The 17,570-nt window shown below is 59.1% G+C and carries 18 protein-coding genes and 1 pseudogene; 5 read left to right on the plus strand and 14 right to left on the minus strand.

Annotated features, from left to right (window positions below):
- Window position 1: 1 nt before the first annotated feature.
- Window positions 2-805, plus strand: coding sequence for a YfaP family protein (locus ACIQU2_RS19925; RefSeq protein ID WP_403143506.1), 804 nt, complete (start codon window positions 2-4; stop codon window positions 803-805).
- A 63-nt stretch (window positions 806-868) separates the two neighbouring features.
- On the opposite strand, the gene ACIQU2_RS19930 is transcribed toward ACIQU2_RS19925, so the two are convergent.
- The 13 genes and pseudogenes from ACIQU2_RS19930 to ACIQU2_RS19990 all read right to left on the minus strand — a co-directional run bounded on the left by ACIQU2_RS19930 (window position 869) and on the right by ACIQU2_RS19990 (window position 12,164).
- Entirely contained in the window at window positions 869-1,489 is a 621-nt protein-coding gene (locus ACIQU2_RS19930; protein ID WP_403143563.1) for a YhcG family protein, read from the minus strand.
- 30 nt (window positions 1,490-1,519) lie between these two features.
- A pseudogene (locus ACIQU2_RS19935) lies at window positions 1,520-1,929 on the minus strand (DUF1016 N-terminal domain-containing protein); the annotation flags it as partial.
- A gap of 220 nt (window positions 1,930-2,149) precedes the next feature.
- Entirely contained in the window at window positions 2,150-2,401 is a 252-nt protein-coding gene (locus tag ACIQU2_RS19940; protein WP_403143508.1) for a type II toxin-antitoxin system RelB/DinJ family antitoxin, read from the minus strand.
- A 106-nt stretch (window positions 2,402-2,507) separates the two neighbouring features.
- Window positions 2,508-2,726, minus strand: a complete 219-nt coding sequence (locus ACIQU2_RS19945; protein ID WP_403143510.1) for a hypothetical protein — start codon at window positions 2,724-2,726, stop codon at window positions 2,508-2,510.
- Between the two features lie 168 nt (window positions 2,727-2,894).
- Window positions 2,895-3,647, minus strand: a complete 753-nt coding sequence (locus ACIQU2_RS19950; RefSeq protein ID WP_403143512.1) for a S24 family peptidase — start codon at window positions 3,645-3,647, stop codon at window positions 2,895-2,897.
- A 222-nt stretch (window positions 3,648-3,869) separates the two neighbouring features.
- Window positions 3,870-4,397 carry an inorganic diphosphatase gene (gene ppa / locus ACIQU2_RS19955; RefSeq protein WP_028620880.1) on the minus strand — a complete coding sequence of 176 codons (528 nt, stop codon included), beginning with the start codon at window positions 4,395-4,397 and terminating at the stop codon, window positions 3,870-3,872.
- A 113-nt stretch (window positions 4,398-4,510) separates the two neighbouring features.
- A complete protein-coding gene (locus ACIQU2_RS19960) occupies window positions 4,511-5,323 on the minus strand; it encodes a zinc-dependent peptidase (protein ID WP_403143514.1) in 813 nt (270 codons plus the stop codon).
- A gap of 6 nt (window positions 5,324-5,329) precedes the next feature.
- Window positions 5,330-5,986 carry a DedA family protein gene (locus tag ACIQU2_RS19965; RefSeq protein WP_403143515.1) on the minus strand — a complete coding sequence of 219 codons (657 nt, stop codon included), beginning with the start codon at window positions 5,984-5,986 and terminating at the stop codon, window positions 5,330-5,332.
- A 233-nt stretch (window positions 5,987-6,219) separates the two neighbouring features.
- Window positions 6,220-6,681, minus strand: coding sequence for a GNAT family N-acetyltransferase (locus tag ACIQU2_RS19970; RefSeq protein WP_347803414.1), 462 nt, complete (start codon window positions 6,679-6,681; stop codon window positions 6,220-6,222).
- Between the two features lie 118 nt (window positions 6,682-6,799).
- On the minus strand, window positions 6,800-7,624 hold the full coding sequence (gene eutC, locus ACIQU2_RS19975) for an ethanolamine ammonia-lyase subunit EutC (RefSeq protein ID WP_347803413.1): 825 nt from the start codon (window positions 7,622-7,624) through the stop codon (window positions 6,800-6,802).
- Window positions 7,625-7,632: 8 nt separating this feature from the next.
- Complete coding sequence (locus tag ACIQU2_RS19980) at window positions 7,633-9,027, minus strand: ethanolamine ammonia-lyase subunit EutB (RefSeq protein ID WP_403143517.1); 1,395 nt, start codon at window positions 9,025-9,027, stop codon at window positions 7,633-7,635.
- Between the two features lie 51 nt (window positions 9,028-9,078).
- Window positions 9,079-10,527 (minus strand): ethanolamine permease, encoded by a 1,449-nt coding sequence (gene eat / locus ACIQU2_RS19985; RefSeq protein WP_074871226.1) that lies wholly within the window; start codon window positions 10,525-10,527, stop codon window positions 9,079-9,081.
- Window positions 10,528-10,643: 116 nt separating this feature from the next.
- Complete coding sequence (locus ACIQU2_RS19990; RefSeq protein ID WP_033054129.1) at window positions 10,644-12,164, minus strand: aldehyde dehydrogenase family protein; 1,521 nt, start codon at window positions 12,162-12,164, stop codon at window positions 10,644-10,646.
- A 382-nt stretch (window positions 12,165-12,546) separates the two neighbouring features.
- Here ACIQU2_RS19990 and ACIQU2_RS19995 point away from each other — a divergent pair, with 382 nt between their 5' ends.
- From ACIQU2_RS19995 to ACIQU2_RS20010, 4 genes are all read left to right on the plus strand, one after another.
- The gene (locus ACIQU2_RS19995; protein WP_403143520.1) at window positions 12,547-14,460 is read left to right on the plus strand and encodes a sigma-54-dependent Fis family transcriptional regulator; all 1,914 of its coding nucleotides are present in this window, start codon (window positions 12,547-12,549) and stop codon (window positions 14,458-14,460) included.
- A gap of 117 nt (window positions 14,461-14,577) precedes the next feature.
- Window positions 14,578-15,927, plus strand: coding sequence for a UDP-N-acetylmuramate:L-alanyl-gamma-D-glutamyl-meso-diaminopimelate ligase (gene mpl / locus ACIQU2_RS20000; protein ID WP_046055562.1), 1,350 nt, complete (start codon window positions 14,578-14,580; stop codon window positions 15,925-15,927).
- Window positions 15,924-16,556, plus strand: coding sequence for a flavin prenyltransferase UbiX (ubiX, locus tag ACIQU2_RS20005; protein ID WP_046048695.1), 633 nt, complete (start codon window positions 15,924-15,926; stop codon window positions 16,554-16,556). Before mpl ends, ubiX begins: the two co-directional genes overlap by 4 nt.
- A complete protein-coding gene (locus ACIQU2_RS20010) occupies window positions 16,549-16,833 on the plus strand; it encodes a YceK/YidQ family lipoprotein (protein ID WP_046055560.1) in 285 nt (94 codons plus the stop codon). The genes ubiX and ACIQU2_RS20010 overlap by 8 nt, the downstream gene beginning before the upstream one ends.
- Window positions 16,834-16,918: 85 nt before the next feature.
- Here ACIQU2_RS20010 and ACIQU2_RS20015 read toward each other — a convergent pair whose 3' ends face one another.
- Complete coding sequence (locus tag ACIQU2_RS20015) at window positions 16,919-17,560, minus strand: oxidoreductase (protein ID WP_403143522.1); 642 nt, start codon at window positions 17,558-17,560, stop codon at window positions 16,919-16,921.
- Window positions 17,561-17,570: the final 10 nt, after the last annotated feature.

The raw sequence follows: 17,570 nt of genomic DNA on the forward strand, positions 1-17,570 counted from the left end.
CATGAAACTCCGTTATCCACAGGTCTTCCTGTTCCTCTGCTCCTTTTGCGTATGGCCGACGACGTTCGCCGCCGAACTCGATACACCCGTTGGCGGCTGGCGCACTGGCGCGCCTGAAGGCGAAGGCGAAAACTTTCGCCAGATCGTTAACTACCCGGCCTCCTCGGTGAACACCCCGGTGGGGCAGGCCAACACTGCACGCATCACCGGTCAGATCAACGCGACGCCCAAGTCTGGTGAGCCGGGCCGGTTGATCGTCAACGGCGTTAGCATGCCACTGAAAATTGACCCCGCTGGTCGCTTTGATCGTCCGTTCTCATTCCCCAATGGCAGCAACAGCGTCGAAGTCCGCAGCCCCGATGGCCAGCAACGGCATCGCACGCAATTTCTGAACGCCAGTGGCGGGGCCACTCCGGCGAAGTTGCGGGTGCTACTGGCGTGGGACAGTGACGGCACGGACCTCGACTTGCACCTCATCACACCCGACGGCGCCCACATCTGGTACGGCGACCGCGTTGTTCCTAACGGTGCTGCGCTCGATGTTGACGTGACGACCGGGTACGGCCCGGAAATCTTCGCCATGCCGGCGCCGATCAAAGGGCAATACCTCGTCTATGTGAATTACTTTGGAGGCGGGTATCGCAGTGATGATGAGGGGCAGGAGGAGGCGGTTCAGCCGCTGACGACGGCGCAGGTGACGGTGATAACGGAGGAAGGGACGCCGAACGAGAAGATGGAGACATTCCTGGTGCCGATGCGGGCGGTGGGGGAGTTGACGTTGGTAAAGGGGTTTAGTTATCCGTGAGCGTGAAATAAAGCGACCGCAGCGTTTTTACGTAGCTGCAGTCCCCGATCCTTGGTTGTCCCATTATTGCGATTCGTCCTCCATGAAGGCGTCATCACTGGCCAGCTCGCGCTCAATCTGTTCGATGCTGGGCAGGCTGGTTTGAAGCTCTGCCGGCAAGGATTCCACCAACTGGTACTCGGCCACGCCGATAGGGCGCGCGTTATCTCGCAGCGCATATTCGGCCACTACCTTGTTCTTGCTCTTGCATAGTAGAAGGCCGATGGTCGGGCCGTCCTGCGGATGTTTGAGTTGCGCATCCACTGCAGTGAGGTAAAAACTCAGTTGCCCCAAATGCTCAGGTTTGAACTTGCCAGCCTTGAGTTCGATCACCACGTAGCAGCGTAGCTTGAGGTGATAAAACAGCAGATCGATGAAGAACTCGTCACCGCCTACATCCAACAGTACTTGCTGGCCGACGAAAGCAAAGCCTGCGCCCAGTTCCAGTAAGAAGTCGGTGACATGCTTAACCAGAGCGTTCTCGATCTCGCGCTCCTGAGCATCAAGGGTCAAGCCGAGGAAGTCGAAACGGTAGGGATCTTTCAGTGATTCGCGGGCAAGGTCGGATTGCGGTTTGGGCAACTGGCTATCGAAGTTGCTGACGGCCTTGTCGCTGCGCTCCAGCAGACGGGTCTCGATCTGCATTACCAAGATGTTGCGCGACCAGTTGTGCTCGATGGCCTGGGCGGCATACCAGCGGCGGGTTTCAGGACTGGACAATTTGTCCAGAAGCGCTATCTGGTGATACCACGGCAATTGTGCAAGCACCTCTTGCACAAATTCCCGTCCGGCCACGCGCCAGCAAAAGCGCGCATGTATTTGAGGTTGCGTGGGGAAAACCCTTTCATATCCGGAAAAGCCGCGCGTAAATCCTGAGCCAAGCGGTCGATGACCTTAGTCCCCCAACCCTGCTGTGTTTGGCGGGTCAAAATATCCTGACCGATCTGCCAGTACAGCAGCACCAGCTCGCGGTTCACCGCCAGAGTGGCGCGCTGCTGGGCATTATGGATGCGGCTTTTAAGATCGATCAGCCAATCGCCGTAGCCGTCGGGGGGCATGCTCAGGCTAGCGGGGGTGTCGCTCATGCTTTTATCCCTTATGGTTTTTCGGTGGAGCGCGAAGATTAGTCAGCGCATTTATCGTGCGCAAGCAGGTTGGGCTTTCAAGGATATTTCCTTCAGAAGAAAGGGACGTTGCTTACTTTTAGGCTTCTGTTGCCGAATGCAAGAATAGGTCAGCATTGATGATTGATTTGATCCTGCGCATCTTTCGCTTGGCTTGTTTCACTCTTTCAAAGGGGGACGATCAAATTCGAGGGTATAGGTCATCCAGGCTTACCTTGACTCGCTGAGGGGCGGCAAGACGTTCGGTGACCACGGCGATAAGGGCTTCATCCTCTTCGCTGATTAGTGCTGCTTTGAAAGGCAGTTTCCCGCGTTCGGCGACGTACTGAAGAGTTTGGCGCAGGAGTTCGGAAGGCGTTACCTCGAGCTTTTCCAGCTCAGCAAATGAACGCTGCTTCAGATCATCGTCGATGCGGATGTTGAGGGAAGCCATGGTGAAATACCTGTAATGACGTTTGTCGTTACGGTGGCAATTGCGGCGCTGGCCCGACAACCCCTCGTTCAGAGTTTCAGATGACAGGCATGCTTTCTTTCAGACATTAAAAAGCCGGCTTGTGGCCGGCTTCTCGGGGACTGGCTTGGATCATTTTTGGTAAACCGCGCCAGCCTTCAAAACGTACACCCGGATCTTGCGTCCGGCTGTGGGACTTGGCGAGAAAATCATCTGCCTTGTCGGTGCGATCTGAGCCGCGAGGCGGGTCGAGCGCAAATGTGGGGCGCAGCATACTGATTTTTTTGCAGAATTCCCAGCGTGGCATGCGGGGTAGAGCTATCCCGTGACTTGTAGCAGCTGGCGAAGCCTGCGTTCGGCTGCGGAGCAGTCGTAAAACCATGCAACGCGGAGAATCAGACAGACCGTGCCTGCAGGATTGACGACTGCTGCGCAGCCGGACGCAGGCTTCGCCAGCTGCTACAAAGTTATGTGTTTACAGAAAAGGTACGGGCGGCCTGCGTTTATTCCGGGTCGACCACCAGAACACCCATCCCAGAACCCTTATGTTTTGTTCTTCGATTTGTGGAGGTCTGAAGACTTCATCCGGGTATTCGGAGCTGTTGTGGCTGCGCATGCGTATCGCGTTGCCTGGTACCCGGCTCAGGTATTTGATGCGCAACATGCCGTCGTGCTCGATTGCGTAAATCTCTCCATCGACAATTTGCGTGAGCCCGCGGTCGATGGCGACGATGGAGCCATCTTCAATTCTTTCGGCCATGCTGTTGCCCACCATGCGGGCGCAAATGGCATCGGCGTGGTTGATTTCCAGGGAGTCAAGATCGCTGCGCGGCAGGCGGATCGATTCGCTCGGGTCTTTGATGACATGGGTTTTGTCGGAGCCGGGGGCGGTGGCCGCTTCTTTGTAAAAGGGTAGTTCGATATCGACCGGGTCGATGACCCGATAGGTGCCCCGGATTGACTGGGCGTCGAAGGTGTTGCCGGATGCGTCGATCAGATGCAATGCCCTGGCGTCTTGCGGTCCTTCGCCGGTTTTCAGCCATTCAGTGTTCACGGACAGTCTTCTGGCGACATCTTCCATGCGGTAGTCAGGAACTCCGCGGGTATACCAGTTATGGACAGTTTGAGGGTCGGAAATACCCAGGAATTCGGCAAATCTCGTTGTCGTGATTTGTAAGTCTTTCAGGAGCATTCTGAATCGTGGGCCGCAGGTTTTGTTCTTTTTCATAAACACGAGTCTAGCCGTGCGGCATAAGGCTTTGATTCAACAAAACGTTCAAATCTGGCGTGAAATTTAAGTCCTGATGTAAGACGTCTTTTGTAAAAATTAAACAAGAAAAACCGGCTTGCCCGCCAGTTAAATGTGCTGTTGAACATGATATTCAAACGCCCACAAAAAACCCCGGATCAACCGGGGTTCTTCGTTATAGCCGTTCGTGAGAAGCGGCTATCAGCCTTTATAGGCAGCAACCGACTTCATGATCTCGGTGCGAGCGGCTTCTGCGTCGCCCCAACCTTCGATCTTCACCCATTTGCCTTTTTCGAGGTCTTTGTAGTTCTCGAAGAAGTGCTTGATCTGTTCCAGCAGCAGAGGTGGCAGATCGGTGTATTCCTTCACGTCGACGTACAGCTGGGACAGCTTGTCGTGTGGGACTGCGATGACTTTGGCATCGCCGCCGCCGTCGTCGGTCATGTGCAGGATGCCGACCGGACGGGCGCGGATGACCGAACCTGGAGCAACCGGGTAAGGGGTCACGACCAGCACGTCGAGGGGGTCACCGTCGTCAGCCAGGGTGTTCGGGATGAAACCGTAGTTGGCCGGGTAGAACATCGGGGTGGCCATGAAACGGTCAACGAACAGGCAATCGCTGTCTTTGTCGATTTCGTATTTGATCGGGGCGTGGTTGGCCGGAATCTCGATCGCGACGTAGATGTCGTTCGGCAGGTCTTTGCCAGCCGGAATCTTGCTGTAGCTCATTGGGCGGTGCCCCCGTTAGTTGACCAAAAACACTTGGCCAGATTGACCAAAAAGTGGCGGCGATTATAGGCATATTCCGCCGCCGATGCCACGATCCAAGGGTCGTAGAGACCTTAGTCGCGTGCCTGATAGACCGGGTCTTCGGCCAGAAGTTGCCGCAGCCGGTCCAGAGGGTCCTGACGATAAAACAGCTTCAACTGTTCATAGACCTGAGGATACGCCTCGTGCAGCAAATCCGGGGCGCTAAAGAAGTATTCGCTGGTGACCGCGAAGAACTCGGCGGGGTTTTCCGCAGCGTACGGGTCGATGGCGGTGTCAGCGTCGGGATTGCGGTCCAGTTGCCGATCAAGGTCGTCGTAGGCCTCTTGCATGACCTTGGCCCAGTCGCTGACCCGCATGTCGGCGTGCAGTGGCGGCAGGCCGTTGGCGTCGCCGTTGAGCATGTCGAGCTTATGCGCGAGTTCGTGGATCACGAGGTTGTAGCCTTCCCAGCCACCACTGGCCATCACGCCGGGCCACGCGAGGATGATCGGGCCTTGCTGCCAGGCTTCGCCGCTGTGTTCGCCGTCCCATTCGTGCTCGACACCGCTGGCGTCGCGATGGCGCTGGGGGCTGAGAAAGTCGTCGGGATAGAGGACGATTTCGTGGAAACCCTGATACCAGTTCAGATCGCCCAGATGGAGCAATGGCAATTGCGCCTGGGCGGCCAGCAGCAGGCGTTGCTCTTGGTGAAGTTCGACGCCGGGCAAGGCGGTCAGGTGCTTGTCTTCGAGGAACAGCACGCTGGCTTCGCGCAACCACTGGTCTTCGGCGGCGCTGATGCCATCGAGAAAACTCAAGTGATGGCGCACCCGCTGCCACATGTCGTCGGCAATTGGATGCTTGGCCAGGATGCGTCGGCGACGCCAGGCGCTAAGGGACCACATGGTGAATCAGCGCGAGTGAGTTTTGGACGCGGCGTTGCCGAAGCGGCTGCGGATGATGCCGATGATCATCGGTACCAACGACAGCAGGATGATGCCCACGACCAGCAGCGACAGGTTTTGCTTGATGAACGGTACGTTGCCGAAGAAGTAACCGAGGGTCACCAGGCCACCGACCCACAGGATGGTGCCGAGGACGCTGAAAGCAAAGAACCGCGGATACGGCATTTTCGCCACGCCGGCGACGAACGGTGCAAAGGTGCGGATGATTGGCAGAAAGCGCGCCAGGGTCACGGTTTTTCCGCCGTGTTTGTCGTAGAAGTCGTGGGTTTGCTGCAGGTAGTCGCGGCGGAAGATTTTCGAGTTCGGGTTGCTGAACAAACGTTCACCCGCCGTTCGTCCGATCACATAGTTGGTGCTGTCACCAAGGATCGCCGCCAGCATGAGCAGGCCGCCCAGCAGCACCGGGTCCATGCCGCCACCGGCCGCAACGGCACCCGCGATGAACAGCAGGGAGTCGCCCGGCAGGAACGGCATGACCACCAGACCGGTTTCGCAGAAGATCACCAGGAACAGAATGGCGTAAATCCATGGCCCGTAGTTGTTTACCAGCAAATCGAGGTAAACATCGAGATGCAGGATAAGGTCGAGCGGGTTGAAATCCATGGAGAGCACCTGAGGTGACGGCCCGACTCGGCAGGCCTGTGCGGATGACTTCGCGAAAGGCTACAGACGGGTGTAGTTTTTCTTACAAGCCGGAAAGGTCGGCATTATACGGGCTGAGAGGTGAAAAGCGCGTTGAGTTTGTAGCGGGGGATGTCTATGGATCCATACCGGTTGGAGTTGCAATCGATTCCTGTGGGAGCGAGCAAGCTCGCTCCCACAATGTTCGATGCGGATCAGAGTTCGTCGCTGATCGGCAACACGTAGTTCTTGAACTCGGTGTCTTCCTTGAATCCGATGGATTCGTAGGTTTTCTGCGCGACTTCGTTGTTGCTGCTGGTGGAAACGCGCATGCGCACAGCATTGGTTTCCTTGGCCATTTTCTTCGCGGTGCGGATGAGGTTGTCGGCCACCAACTGGCGGCGAGCCTCTTCGGCGACGTAGATGTCGTTGAGGATCCACACGCGCTTCAGCGAAAGGGACGAAAAGCTCGGATACAACTGACAGAAACCCATCAGTTTGTTGCTGTTGTCATCGGCCAGGGCCAGGTAGATCACCGACTCCTTGCGACGCAGGCGCTTTTCAAGGAACGCCCGGGACGAGTCCGGATAAGCCAGGGAGCCATAAAACTCGCGATATTTGACGAACAACGGGGTCAACAGGTCCAGGTGTTCGAGGGTCGCTTGAATAATCCGCATGGTAGGTCTCGTCTTCAAGTGGCTGTCTTCACGTACTGTGACGGCGAACGGTTCTCACTCGGGCAGCCGTGTTTCGATCCTGCCTGAAACTGAATCAGAAACGCAATGCGGAAACGGTTCAGGCATCCGGCAGACTCAGTAGGAAATTACCTTTCATGTCTGCTCCAGCGTCCGACTCCAGTGTCAGAACCTGGGCTTCGTCCTTCAGATTGACCCCTGACAACTGCCGCCGGCAGGCTTCGCGCATCAAATACAGCAAACGGTGTGCCGCCATGCCGTAACTCAGACCTTCGAGTCGGACGTTGGAGATGCAGTTGCGATAGGCATCCGTCAGCCCGACCTTTGGATTGTAGGTGAAATACAACCCCAGGCTGTCCGGGGAACTGAGGCCAGGGCGTTCGCCGATCAGGATTACCACCATTTTCGCACCCAGCAGTTCGCCGATCTCGTCGGCGACGGCGACCCGACCCTGTTCCACCAGAATGACCGGTGAGACGGACCAGCCGTCACTCACAATCTGATCTTCCATCCGCGCCAGAAACGGCAGGGTATGGCGATGAACGGCCAGCGCCGACAACCCATCGGCAACGACAATTGCCAGATCGACACCGCCGGGATTGGCCATTGCGTAATCGCGCAGTGCCTGCGCCGACTCACCACTCAACTTTCGCCCCAAATCGGGGCGTTGCAAATAACTGTTCCGATCCGTAGCGGCGCTGTGTAGCAGCAAACTGGCACGCCCGCGTTCAGCCAGTTGTGAGCTGAGCCCCGCATGGTCGAACGGCAAGTGCACCGCATCCCGCGCCTGAGCGTGGGCGTACTGGAAGTCCAGCTGCGCGCTGGTCGGCATGCTGGTGCCCGTACGACCAAGGGCAATCCGTGCCGGTGTCAGGCGGCGCAGTTCCAGTAACGGGTTCTCTGGGTCAGCAGGTGGTTTGTCCATTTCAACACTCATCCCAGTTGCCCCATCGCTTGGCGGAAAGCCGGCGGCAGGCTGTCGCCGAAGTGAATCTTGCCGTCTGCCTGGGTGAAAATGCCCATTCTCGCCAGCCATTGTTCGAATTCCGGCGCCGGTTTCAGGCCCAGCGTCTGGCGGGCGTAAAGGGCGTCGTGGAACGACGTGGTCTGGTAGTTGAGCATGATGTCGTCGGAGCCGGGGATGCCCATGATGAAGTTGATCCCGGCCACGCCCAACAGGGTCAGCAGGGTATCCATATCGTCCTGGTCGGCTTCGGCGTGGTTGGTGTAACAGATGTCACAACCCATGGGCACGCCCAGGAGCTTGCCGCAGAAGTGGTCTTCGAGGCCGGCGCGGATGATCTGTTTACCGTTGTAGAGGTATTCCGGGCCGATGAATCCTACGACGGTGTTCACCAGGAACGGTTTGAAATGTCGCGCAACGGCGTAGGCGCGGGTTTCGCAGGTCTGTTGATCGATGCCGTGGTGGGCGTTGGCTGACAGGGCGCTGCCTTGGCCGGTCTCGAAATACATCAGATTCTGGCCCAGCGTCCCGCGATTCAGGCTCAATCCGGCGTCGTAACCTTCCTGCAACACGTTCAGGTTGATACCGAAACTGGCATTGGCCGCCTCGGTGCCGGCGATCGACTGAAACACCAGGTCCAGCGGAACGCCGCGATTTATTGCCTCAATGGACGTGGTGACATGCGTCAGCACGCAGGCCTGGGTTGGGATCTCGTAGCGCTGAATGATCGCGTCGAGCATTTCCAGCATGGCGCAGATCGAGGCGATGCTATCGGTGGCCGGGTTGATGCCGATCATCGCGTCGCCGTTGCCATACAGCAGGCCGTCGAGAATGCTCGCGGCGATACCGGCCGGTTCGTCGGTGGGGTGGTTGGGTTGCAGGCGGGTGGATAGCCGACCGCGCAGGCCCATCGTGCCGCGGAACTGGGTGACCACGCGGATTTTCTGCGCGACCAGCACCAGATCCTGCACGCGCATGATCTTCGACACGGCGGCGGCCATTTCCGGAGTCAGGCCTGGCGCGAGGGCGCACAGGCTCTGTTCGTCGGCGGCATCGCTGAGCAGCCAGTCGCGAAAGCCGCCGACGGTGAGGTGGCTGACGGCGGCGAATGCTTGTTTGTCGTGAGTGTCGATGATCAGTCGGGTGACTTCATCGGCCTCGTACGGAATGAGTACTTCTTGCAGGAAGTGGCTGAGCGGGATGTTGGCGAGGGCCATCTGCGCGGCAACCCGTTCGCCATCGTTGAGGGCGGCGACGCCGGCCAGAAAGTCCCCGGAACGCGCCGGACTGGCCTTGGCCATGACGTCCTTGAGGCTGTCGAAACGGTAGGTCTGGGCGCCGACCGTGTGAGCAAAACTTGCCATACAGATTCTCCGTGACGGCGCAGACAGGGCCTGCGCCGTGTTTTCTGGCCGTTAGTGCAGGGCTTTTTCAGCGTTCTGAATGGCCGCGAATTCTTCTTCGGGCGTGCCTGCTACCAAGTGATGCCGACTGTAGAAAGCAAAGTAAGCAATTAACACTCCATAGATGATCGCAGCGCCAATCACCACGCGTGGGTCTACCAGAAAACCCGCCACCACGGCGATGCAAGCCAAAACCAGCGCTACACCCGAGGTGAAGATACCGCCCGGCGTGCGGTATGGGCGATCCATTTTGGGGCGCCGAATGCGCAGTGTGATGTGCGCCGCCATCATCAAGACGTAGGAAATGGTCGCGCCGAACACTGCCACCAGAATCAGCAAGTCCCCCTGACCGGTCAGCGACAAGCCGAACCCGATAATGCCGGGAATAATCAGCGCCAGTACGGGGGCCTTGCTCTTGTTGGTTTCCGACAGTTTGCGCGGCAGGTAGCCGGCGCGGGACAACGCGAAGATCTGCCGCGAGTAGGCGTAAATAATCGAGAAGAAACTGGCGATCAGCCCGGCCAGGCCCACCAGATTGACGAAGTGGCCCATCCAGGTCGAGCCGCCATACGCCTTGCTCAATGCTTCGACCAACGGATTACCCGAGGTCAGCAGTGCATTGGCGCCGGCACCGCCTGGCCCGATTACCAGAATCAGCAGGGCAAAGCTCACCAGCACCAGCATGGCGCCGATCAATCCGCGGGGCAGGTCGCGTTTCGGGTTTTTGGTTTCTTCTGCTGCCAACGGCACGCCTTCGACAGCGAGGAAGAACCAGATCGCGTAAGGAATTGCCGCCCACACGCCGACGTAGCCGAAGGGCAGGAAGCTGCTGGCGCCCTTGGCGTCAGTCACCGGGATGTCGAGCAGATTGGCGACGTTGAAGTGCGGCACCATCGACACCAGGAACACGCCCAGCGCCAGTGCGGCGACGGCGGTGATACCGAACATCAGTTTCAGGGCTTCGCCGACCCCGAAAATGTGAATGGCGATAAAGATGATGTAGAACGCGAGGTAAATCATCCAGCCGCCGATGCCGAACAGTGATTCGCAATAGGCGCCGATAAACACCGCGATCGCCGCCGGGGCGATTGCGTATTCGATCAGGATCGCGGTCCCGGTCAGAAACCCGCCCCACGGCCCGAATGCGCTACGGGCAAAACCGTAGCCGCCACCCGCGGTAGGAATCATGGAAGACAGTTCCGCCAAGGAAAAACACATGCACAGGTACATGGTCGCCATCAGCAACGTGGCGAGAAACATACCGCCCCAGCCACCTTGGGCGAGGCCGAAGTTCCAACCCGCGTAATCGCCGGAGATGACGTAGGCCACGCCCAGGCCCACTAGCAGGACCCAGCCTGCTGCACCTTTTTTCAGTTCCCGTTGCTGGAAATAGTCGGAGCCGACTTTTTCAAAGTCGACAGAGGAGGTAGCCGGCTGCACGCTGGCTTGATCGCTAGGCATAGGGGTTCACCTGTTCTTATTGTTTTTGACTGGCGTGGTTGCCGGGTGGGCGCGAAGGCCCAATGTGCAAGCAAGCTCACTCCCACAAGGAGAGTGGCTTGCCTGCGACAGACGCTTTAGAAGAAGCCCAACGGATTGATGTCGTAGCTCACCAGCAGGTTTTTGGTCTGCTGATAGTGATCGAGCATCATTTTGTGGGTTTCACGACCGACGCCGGATTTTTTGTAACCGCCGAACGCGGCGTGCGCCGGGTACAGGTGGTAGCAGTTGGTCCACACACGGCCGGCCTTGATGGCGCGGCCCATGCGATAGGCGCGGTTGATGTCGCGGGTCCAGAGGCCGGCACCTAGGCCGAACTCGGTGTCGTTGGCGATGGCCAGGGCTTCGGCTTCGTCCTTGAAGGTAGTGATGCTCACCACCGGGCCAAAGATTTCTTCCTGGAACACACGCATTTTATTGGTGCCCTTGAGCAGCGTCGGCTGGATGTAATACCCGGTCGCCAGGTTGCCCTCGAGTTTTTCCACCTTGCCGCCGGTCAACAGCTCGGCGCCTTCGCCCTTGGCGATTTCCAGGTACGAAAGGATTTTGTCGAATTGCTGCTCGGACGCCTGGGCGCCGACCATGGTGTCGGTGTCCAGCGGGTCGCCACGTTTGATCGACAGCACTTTTTTCATCACGACTTTCATGAAGTCGTCGTAGATCGACTCTTGCACCAATGCACGGGACGGGCAGGTGCAGACTTCGCCCTGGTTGAAGAACGCCAGCACCAGGCCTTCGGCGGCTTTTTCGATGAAGGTTTCTTCGGCTTGCATGATGTCGGCGAAGAAGATGTTCGGCGACTTGCCACCCAGCTCCACGGTGGACGGAATGATGTTTTCGGCAGCGCATTTCATGATGTGCGAGCCGACCGGGGTCGAGCCGGTGAAGGCGATCTTGGCGATGCGTTTACTGGTGGCCAGCGCTTCGCCGGCTTCTTTGCCGAAGCCTTGCACGACGTTCAGCACGCCCGGCGGTAGCAGGTCGCCGATCAGCTCCATCAGCACGGTGATGCCCAGTGGCGTTTGCTCGGCAGGCTTGAGCACCACGCAGTTACCGGCGGCCAGGGCCGGGGCGAGTTTCCAGGCGGCCATCAGGATCGGGAAGTTCCACGGGATGATCTGCCCGACCACGCCCAGCGGTTCATGGATGTGATAGGCCACGGTGTTGCCATCGATCTCGGCAGCGCTGCCTTCCTGGGCGCGGATGCAACCGGCGAAGTAACGGAAATGGTCGGCCGCCAGCGGGATGTCGGCGTTGAGGGTTTCACGCACGGCTTTGCCGTTGTCCCAGGATTCGGTGATTGCCAGGACTTCGAGGTTCTGTTCGATGCGGTCGGCGATTTTCAGCAGCACCAGCGAGCGAGCCTGGGCGGACGTGGCGCCCCAGGCATCGGCGGCCGCGTGGGCAGCGTCCAGGGCCTTTTCGATGTCTTCGGCCGTGGAGCGCGGGAATTCGGCAATCGGCTGGCCATTCACTGGCGAGGTATTGGTGAAGTACTGACCTTTAACAGGCGCGACGAACTCGCCGCCGATGTAGTTACCGTATTTGCTCTTGAACGAAACGATAGCGCCTTCAGTACCGGGGTGAGCGTAACGCATGGTGATTTCTCCTTGGCTTTTGTGCTTATAAGGGAGAGCGCATGTGCGCTTGCTATAAGCGTAGAGCAAAGGTCGGGCCACTGCCTTGCAGGTCAGGCAAATCAAGGCCTTACGCGGTTTTTGCCGGACCGACGGACGCTGCCTGTGACGCTTTCGGTACAGCCCTGGTGACACTTTGTACCGCTTCTGGCGCAACCTGTGACCGGGCGGTCTCGCCAGCATTGCAAAGCATGGATGGCTGGAGGATGCTCGGTGCCTGTGATGGACCGTAGGAGCTGCCGAAGGCTGCGATCTTTTGATCTCGAACCATCAAAGTCAAAAGATCGCAGCCTTCGGCAGCTCCTACAGGGCCGTGTACACCTTTCGGGGAGAACAATAAGAAATGCACGACAACCATTTGAGTCGCCATGCCCAGCAGGTCCTGACCGTCACTCAGGGGAAATCCCACCTGCGCGGTCCCGGCAGCGATCCGTCGATTGCCCGCTCCTGGCTGCGTTGTCTTGAGGATTATCACCTCGACCCGGCCCTGACCATGGCGCCGACGGTGCTGGAACATGGTCGCGTCCTGGAAAGCCGCGAGCGCTTGCAGCAGGTGCTGCACATCGCCGGCAGCGAAATGACCAGCCTTCATCAGCAACTCTCCGGTGCCGGCCATGCGGTCCTGCTGACCGACGCCCGCGGCGTGATCCTCAATTGCGTCACCGCGCCTGCCGAGCGGAAGATTTTCGAGCGAGCCGGCCTCTGGCTTGGTGCTGACTGGAGCGAGGCCTGCGAAGGCACCAACGGTATCGGCACCTGTCTGGTGGAGCGTCAGTCCCTGACCATCCATCAGGACGAGCATTTTCGCGGCCGTCACACCGGCCTGACCTGTTCGGCGAGCCCGGTGTTCGACCCGCATGGCGAACTGCTGGCGGTGCTCGACGTGTCCTCGGCGCGTCACGAGGTCTCGCGTCAGAGCCAATTCCACACCATGGCCCTGGTCAATCTTTCGGCGAAGATGATCGAGAGCTGCTATTTCCTGCGCTACTTCGACAATCAGTGGTTGCTGCGTTTTCATCTTCAGGCCGAATCCGTCGGGTTGTTCAGCGAAGGGTTACTGGCGTTTGACGGAGAAGGGCGGATCAGCGCTGTCAACCAGAGTGCGCTGAACCTGTTGGGGCATATTCGCGGTGGGTTGCTGGGCAAACCGGTGGAGGCGTTTTTCGATTGTTCGCTGGATGAATTGCTCGGCCGCGCCAGTGTCAATGCCAGCGCCAGTTGGCCGTTGCGCACGCGCGACGGGCGGAGCCTGTTTGCGGTGTTGCGCGGGCAGCCACGCAGCATTCCGGTGCCGGTGGTGCCAAGTGCGGTGATCGCCGAACCTTCGCGCCTATCGGGCATTTGTCTGGGTGACACGGGGTTGCAGGAAGATTTCCGTAAATCCTTACGCGTGTTTGAGCGGGACGTACCGCTACTGATCAACGGCGAAACCGGATCCGGCAAAGAAGCGTTTGCCAAAGCCGTCCACCAGGCCAGCCAGCGAGCAGAAAAAGCCTTCGTCGCCCTCAACTGCGCCGCCATCCCCGAAAGCCTGATCGAGAGCGAACTGTTTGGCTATCGCGGCGGCAGCTTTACCGGTGCGCGAAAGGAAGGCATGCGTGGCAAGTTGCAGCAGGCCGATGGCGGGACTTTGTTCCTCGATGAAATCGGCGACATGCCCCTGGCTTTGCAGACCCGGCTATTAAGGGTGCTGGAGGATCGTCAGGTAGTGCCGATCGGCGGCGAGCCGGAGTCGGTCAACGTAAGGATCATCAGCGCCACTCACCGCAATCTGCTGGAGCGGGTGCAGGACGGCAGCTTCCGCGAGGATTTGTATTACCGGCTCAACGGGCTGGAAGTTGCACTGCCGGCATTGCGTGATCGCAGTGATAAATCCCAACTGCTCGACTTTTTGCTGGCCGAAGAGGCGGGTGGGGAAACCGTATTGATTGACGGTCCGGCACGCCAGGCGTTGCTGGCCTTTGCCTGGCCAGGGAACGTGCGGCAGTTGCGCAATGTGCTGCGCACGTTAGCGGCGTTGTGCGACGGTGGGCGGATCGGGCTGGAGGATTTGCCGGTGATGATTCGTCAGATCCGGCCGGTGGTTGCAGTGACGGTTGAGGAAGCGTCCGAGCATCCGCTAGACGATGCCGAGCGCTTGGCGTTGCTGAATGCGCTGGAGCAGACACGTTGGCATATGACTCATACAGCGGAACAGTTGGGTGTCAGTCGTAACACCCTTTATAGAAAGCTGCGTAAACATGGGATTGAGCGGTAAGCCGTTGATCGCTCCCGCCCAGAGTGGGAACGATCAGCGTGGAGACGATCATTAAAGACAGAGTGCGAATTTTCCCACCCTAAGCTAACCTGCGGCCATGTTTTACGAGGTCGACTAATGCACATTCACATTCTTGGTATCTGCGGCACTTTCATGGGTTCGATGGCGGTTCTGGCCAAAGAGCTGGGTCATCACGTGACGGGCTCCGATGCCAACGTCTATCCGCCGATGAGCACTCAGCTGGAGGCTCAGGGCATTGAGTTGACCCAAGGCTACGACCCGGCGCAGCTCGATCCGGCACCGGATCTGGTAGTGATCGGCAATGCCATGTCCCGCGGCAACCCGGCTGTCGAATACGTGCTGAACAAAGGCCTGCCGTACGTCTCCGGCCCGCAATGGCTGGCGGATCACGTGCTGCAAGGTCGCTGGGTGCTGGCCGTCGCCGGTACCCACGGCAAAACCACCACCAGCAGCATGCTCGCCTGGGTGCTGGAACACGCGGGCATGAGCCCGGGTTTCCTGATCGGCGGCGTGCCGCAAAACTTCTCGGTGTCCGCTCGTCTGGGTGACACCCCATTCTTCGTGATCGAAGCCGACGAGTACGACAGCGCGTTCTTCGACAAGCGCTCCAAGTTCGTTCACTACCGCCCGCGTACGGCGATCCTGAACAACCTGGAATACGATCACGCCGACATCTTCCCCGATCTGCCAGCCATCGAGCGGCAATTCCACCATTTGGTGCGGACCATCCCGAGCGAAGGCCTGGTGATCCACCCGACCACCGAGCCTGCGTTGCAGCGTGTGATCGAGATGGGCTGCTGGACCCCGGTGCAGACCACCGGCGCCGGCGGTCAGTGGCAGGTCAAACTGCTCAGCGAAGACGGCTCGAAATTTGAAGTGATGTTCGAAGGTGTTGCCCAAGGCGTGGTCGAGTGGGACATGACCGGCCAACACAACGTCGCCAACGCCTTGGCCACGTTGGCTGCGGCCCGTCACGTCGGTGTTGTGCCGTCCATGGGCATCGCTGCGCTGAGCGCATTCAAAAGCGTCAAGCGCCGGATGGAGAAAGTCGCGGAGGTTCGTGGCATTACCATCTATGACGACTTCGCTCACCATCCGACGGCTATTGCGACGACCCTCGACGGTCTGCGCAAGCGCATCGGCGATGCACCGTTGATTGCGATCATCGAGCCGCGCTCCAACTCCATGAAGCTCGGTGCTCACCGCGATGGCTTGCCGGAAAGCGTGGTCGATGCCGATCAAGTGATCTGGTACGCGCCGGCCAACCTCGGTTGGGATCTGGGGGCTACTGCTGCGTTGTGCACGGTGCCGTCGATCGTCAGCGATTCGCTGGAAGGCATCATCGAGCGCGTGAAGAGCCAGGCCCAGCCCGGCACTCACGTGGTGATCATGAGCAACGGCGGCTTCGGCGGCCTGCACGGCAAACTCGCCGAGGCGCTGCAATGAACAACGGCCCGGAACGCATCACGCTGGCGATGACGGGCGCTTCGGGCGCCCAATATGGTTTGCGCCTGCTTGACTGCCTGATTCGTGAAGACCGCGAGGTGCACTTCATGATTTCCAAGGCTGCGCAACTGGTGATGGCCACCGAGACTGACGTTACGTTGCCGCCGAAAACCCAGATGATGCAGGCCTTCCTCACTGAATACACCGGCGCTGCCGCCGGGCAGATTCGGGTGTATGGCAAGGAAGACTGGATGTCGCCAGTGGCCTCGGGCTCCGGCGCGCCGGCAGCGATGGTGGTGGTGCCGTGTTCCACGGGCACCTTGTCGGCTATTGCGACGGGGGCCTGCAACAACCTGATCGAGCGTGCCGCGGATGTGACGTTGAAGGAGCGCCGTCAGCTGATTCTGGTGCCGCGGGAGGCGCCGTATTCGAGCATCCATCTGGAGAACATGCTCAAGTTGTCGAACATGGGCGTGACGATTTTGCCGGCGTCGCCCGGTTTTTATCATCAGCCGCAAACCATCGACGATTTGATCGATTTTGTCGTGGCGCGAATTCTCAATCTACTGAACATTCCCCAGGACATGCTGCCGCGCTGGGGCGAACACCATCTGACCAGCGATGAATAAGCTGCTGGCGATTGTGCTGGCGCTGCAATTGGCTGGCTGCGCCACGGCGCGAACGCTTGATGCCGCCAAGCCAGGGGCGCCAGTGGTGTATTCGGGGACGCGTCTGGATTTGTATGCCATGAATGGCGGCTGCTGCGCCATGGACCGCTTCGGCGCCGAAGCCCCGAGCTACCCCGGCGTCGACCTGCCGGCCAGTGCGTTGCTCGACACGCTGCTGTTGCCGCTGTCGGTGCTCACAGTGATCGGGGTAAGTTTTCAGGCTACGGGCGGATTGTAAAAAGCAAAAGATCGCAGCCTTCGGCAGCTCCTACAGGAGTACACATTCCACTGTAGGAGCTGCCGAAGGCTGCGATCTTTTGATCTTATTTGCCTAACTTGCGCAACTCATCCGACTCAACCACCCGCACCCCATCCTGCTCTTCCAGCGCCAGTCGCCACATGGCGCGGGCCAGTTGGCAGGCTTCGATGCCGCGGTATTTGCCGGGGATCAAACGGGACAAAGGCCCGACGAATTGTTCGGCCATGCGCGGTTCGAGTCGCTCGCCCAGCAGCAACGAAGGTCGGCAAATGGTCAGTTGCGGCCAGTCCTGTGCGCGCAATGCATATTCCATCTCGCCTTTGACCCGGTTGTAGAAAATAGGGGACCTGCGATCGGCCCCCAAGGCACTGATCACGATCAGGTGCCGTGCACCCATCTCCCGTGCACGTTTGGCGAACGCCACCACCAGGTCCAGGTCCACCGCGCGAAACGCCTGTTCCGAGCCGGCTTTCTTGATTGTGGTGCCCAGGCAGCAGTAGGCGATATCGACGCGACCATTCAATTGCGGCAGAAACACCGCAGGGTCACCGACCGGGTTTTCCAGATGGGGATGCTCGGCCAATGGCCGGCGTGAGGGCGCCAATACCCGTGAGATCGTGGGCTCATTGAGCAGACGGTCAAGAAGATGTTCACCGGTCAAACCGGTAGCTCCGGCAAGCAATACGTGCTGAGGCGTCAAGTACATAGTGTTTCCC

This window comes from Pseudomonas sp. NPDC098740 (assembly GCF_044760065.1).
Taxonomy (GTDB): domain Bacteria; phylum Pseudomonadota; class Gammaproteobacteria; order Pseudomonadales; family Pseudomonadaceae; genus Aquipseudomonas; species Aquipseudomonas rossensis.

Excerpts from the sequence above, each read along its gene's own strand:
- ACIQU2_RS19930 (WP_403143563.1), bottom strand. The coding sequence starts at position 1,489 with ATGCAGATCGAGACCCGTCTGCTGGAGCGCAGCGACAAGGCCGTCAGC.
- ACIQU2_RS19940 (WP_403143508.1), bottom strand. The coding sequence starts at position 2,401 with ATGGCTTCCCTCAACATCCGCATCGACGATGATCTGAAGCAGCGTTCA.
- ACIQU2_RS19945 (WP_403143510.1), bottom strand. The coding sequence starts at position 2,726 with ATGCCACGCTGGGAATTCTGCAAAAAAATCAGTATGCTGCGCCCCACA.
- ACIQU2_RS19980 (WP_403143517.1), bottom strand. The coding sequence starts at position 9,027 with ATGGCAAGTTTTGCTCACACGGTCGGCGCCCAGACCTACCGTTTCGAC.
- ACIQU2_RS19965 (WP_403143515.1), bottom strand. The coding sequence starts at position 5,986 with ATGGATTTCAACCCGCTCGACCTTATCCTGCATCTCGATGTTTACCTC.
- ppa (WP_028620880.1), bottom strand. The coding sequence starts at position 4,397 with ATGAGCTACAGCAAGATTCCGGCTGGCAAAGACCTGCCGAACGACATC.
- eutC (WP_347803413.1), bottom strand. The coding sequence starts at position 7,624 with ATGGACAAACCACCTGCTGACCCAGAGAACCCGTTACTGGAACTGCGC.
- ACIQU2_RS19990 (WP_033054129.1), bottom strand. The coding sequence starts at position 12,164 with ATGCGTTACGCTCACCCCGGTACTGAAGGCGCTATCGTTTCGTTCAAG.
- ubiX (WP_046048695.1), top strand. The coding sequence starts at position 15,924 with ATGAACAACGGCCCGGAACGCATCACGCTGGCGATGACGGGCGCTTCG.
- eat (WP_074871226.1), bottom strand. The coding sequence starts at position 10,527 with ATGCCTAGCGATCAAGCCAGCGTGCAGCCGGCTACCTCCTCTGTCGAC.
- ACIQU2_RS19950 (WP_403143512.1), bottom strand. The coding sequence starts at position 3,647 with ATGAAAAAGAACAAAACCTGCGGCCCACGATTCAGAATGCTCCTGAAA.
- ACIQU2_RS20015 (WP_403143522.1), bottom strand. The coding sequence starts at position 17,560 with ATGTACTTGACGCCTCAGCACGTATTGCTTGCCGGAGCTACCGGTTTG.
- ACIQU2_RS19995 (WP_403143520.1), top strand. The coding sequence starts at position 12,547 with ATGCACGACAACCATTTGAGTCGCCATGCCCAGCAGGTCCTGACCGTC.
- ACIQU2_RS19925 (WP_403143506.1), top strand. The coding sequence starts at position 2 with ATGAAACTCCGTTATCCACAGGTCTTCCTGTTCCTCTGCTCCTTTTGC.
- ACIQU2_RS20010 (WP_046055560.1), top strand. The coding sequence starts at position 16,549 with ATGAATAAGCTGCTGGCGATTGTGCTGGCGCTGCAATTGGCTGGCTGC.
- ACIQU2_RS19970 (WP_347803414.1), bottom strand. The coding sequence starts at position 6,681 with ATGCGGATTATTCAAGCGACCCTCGAACACCTGGACCTGTTGACCCCG.
- mpl (WP_046055562.1), top strand. The coding sequence starts at position 14,578 with ATGCACATTCACATTCTTGGTATCTGCGGCACTTTCATGGGTTCGATG.
- ACIQU2_RS19960 (WP_403143514.1), bottom strand. The coding sequence starts at position 5,323 with ATGTGGTCCCTTAGCGCCTGGCGTCGCCGACGCATCCTGGCCAAGCAT.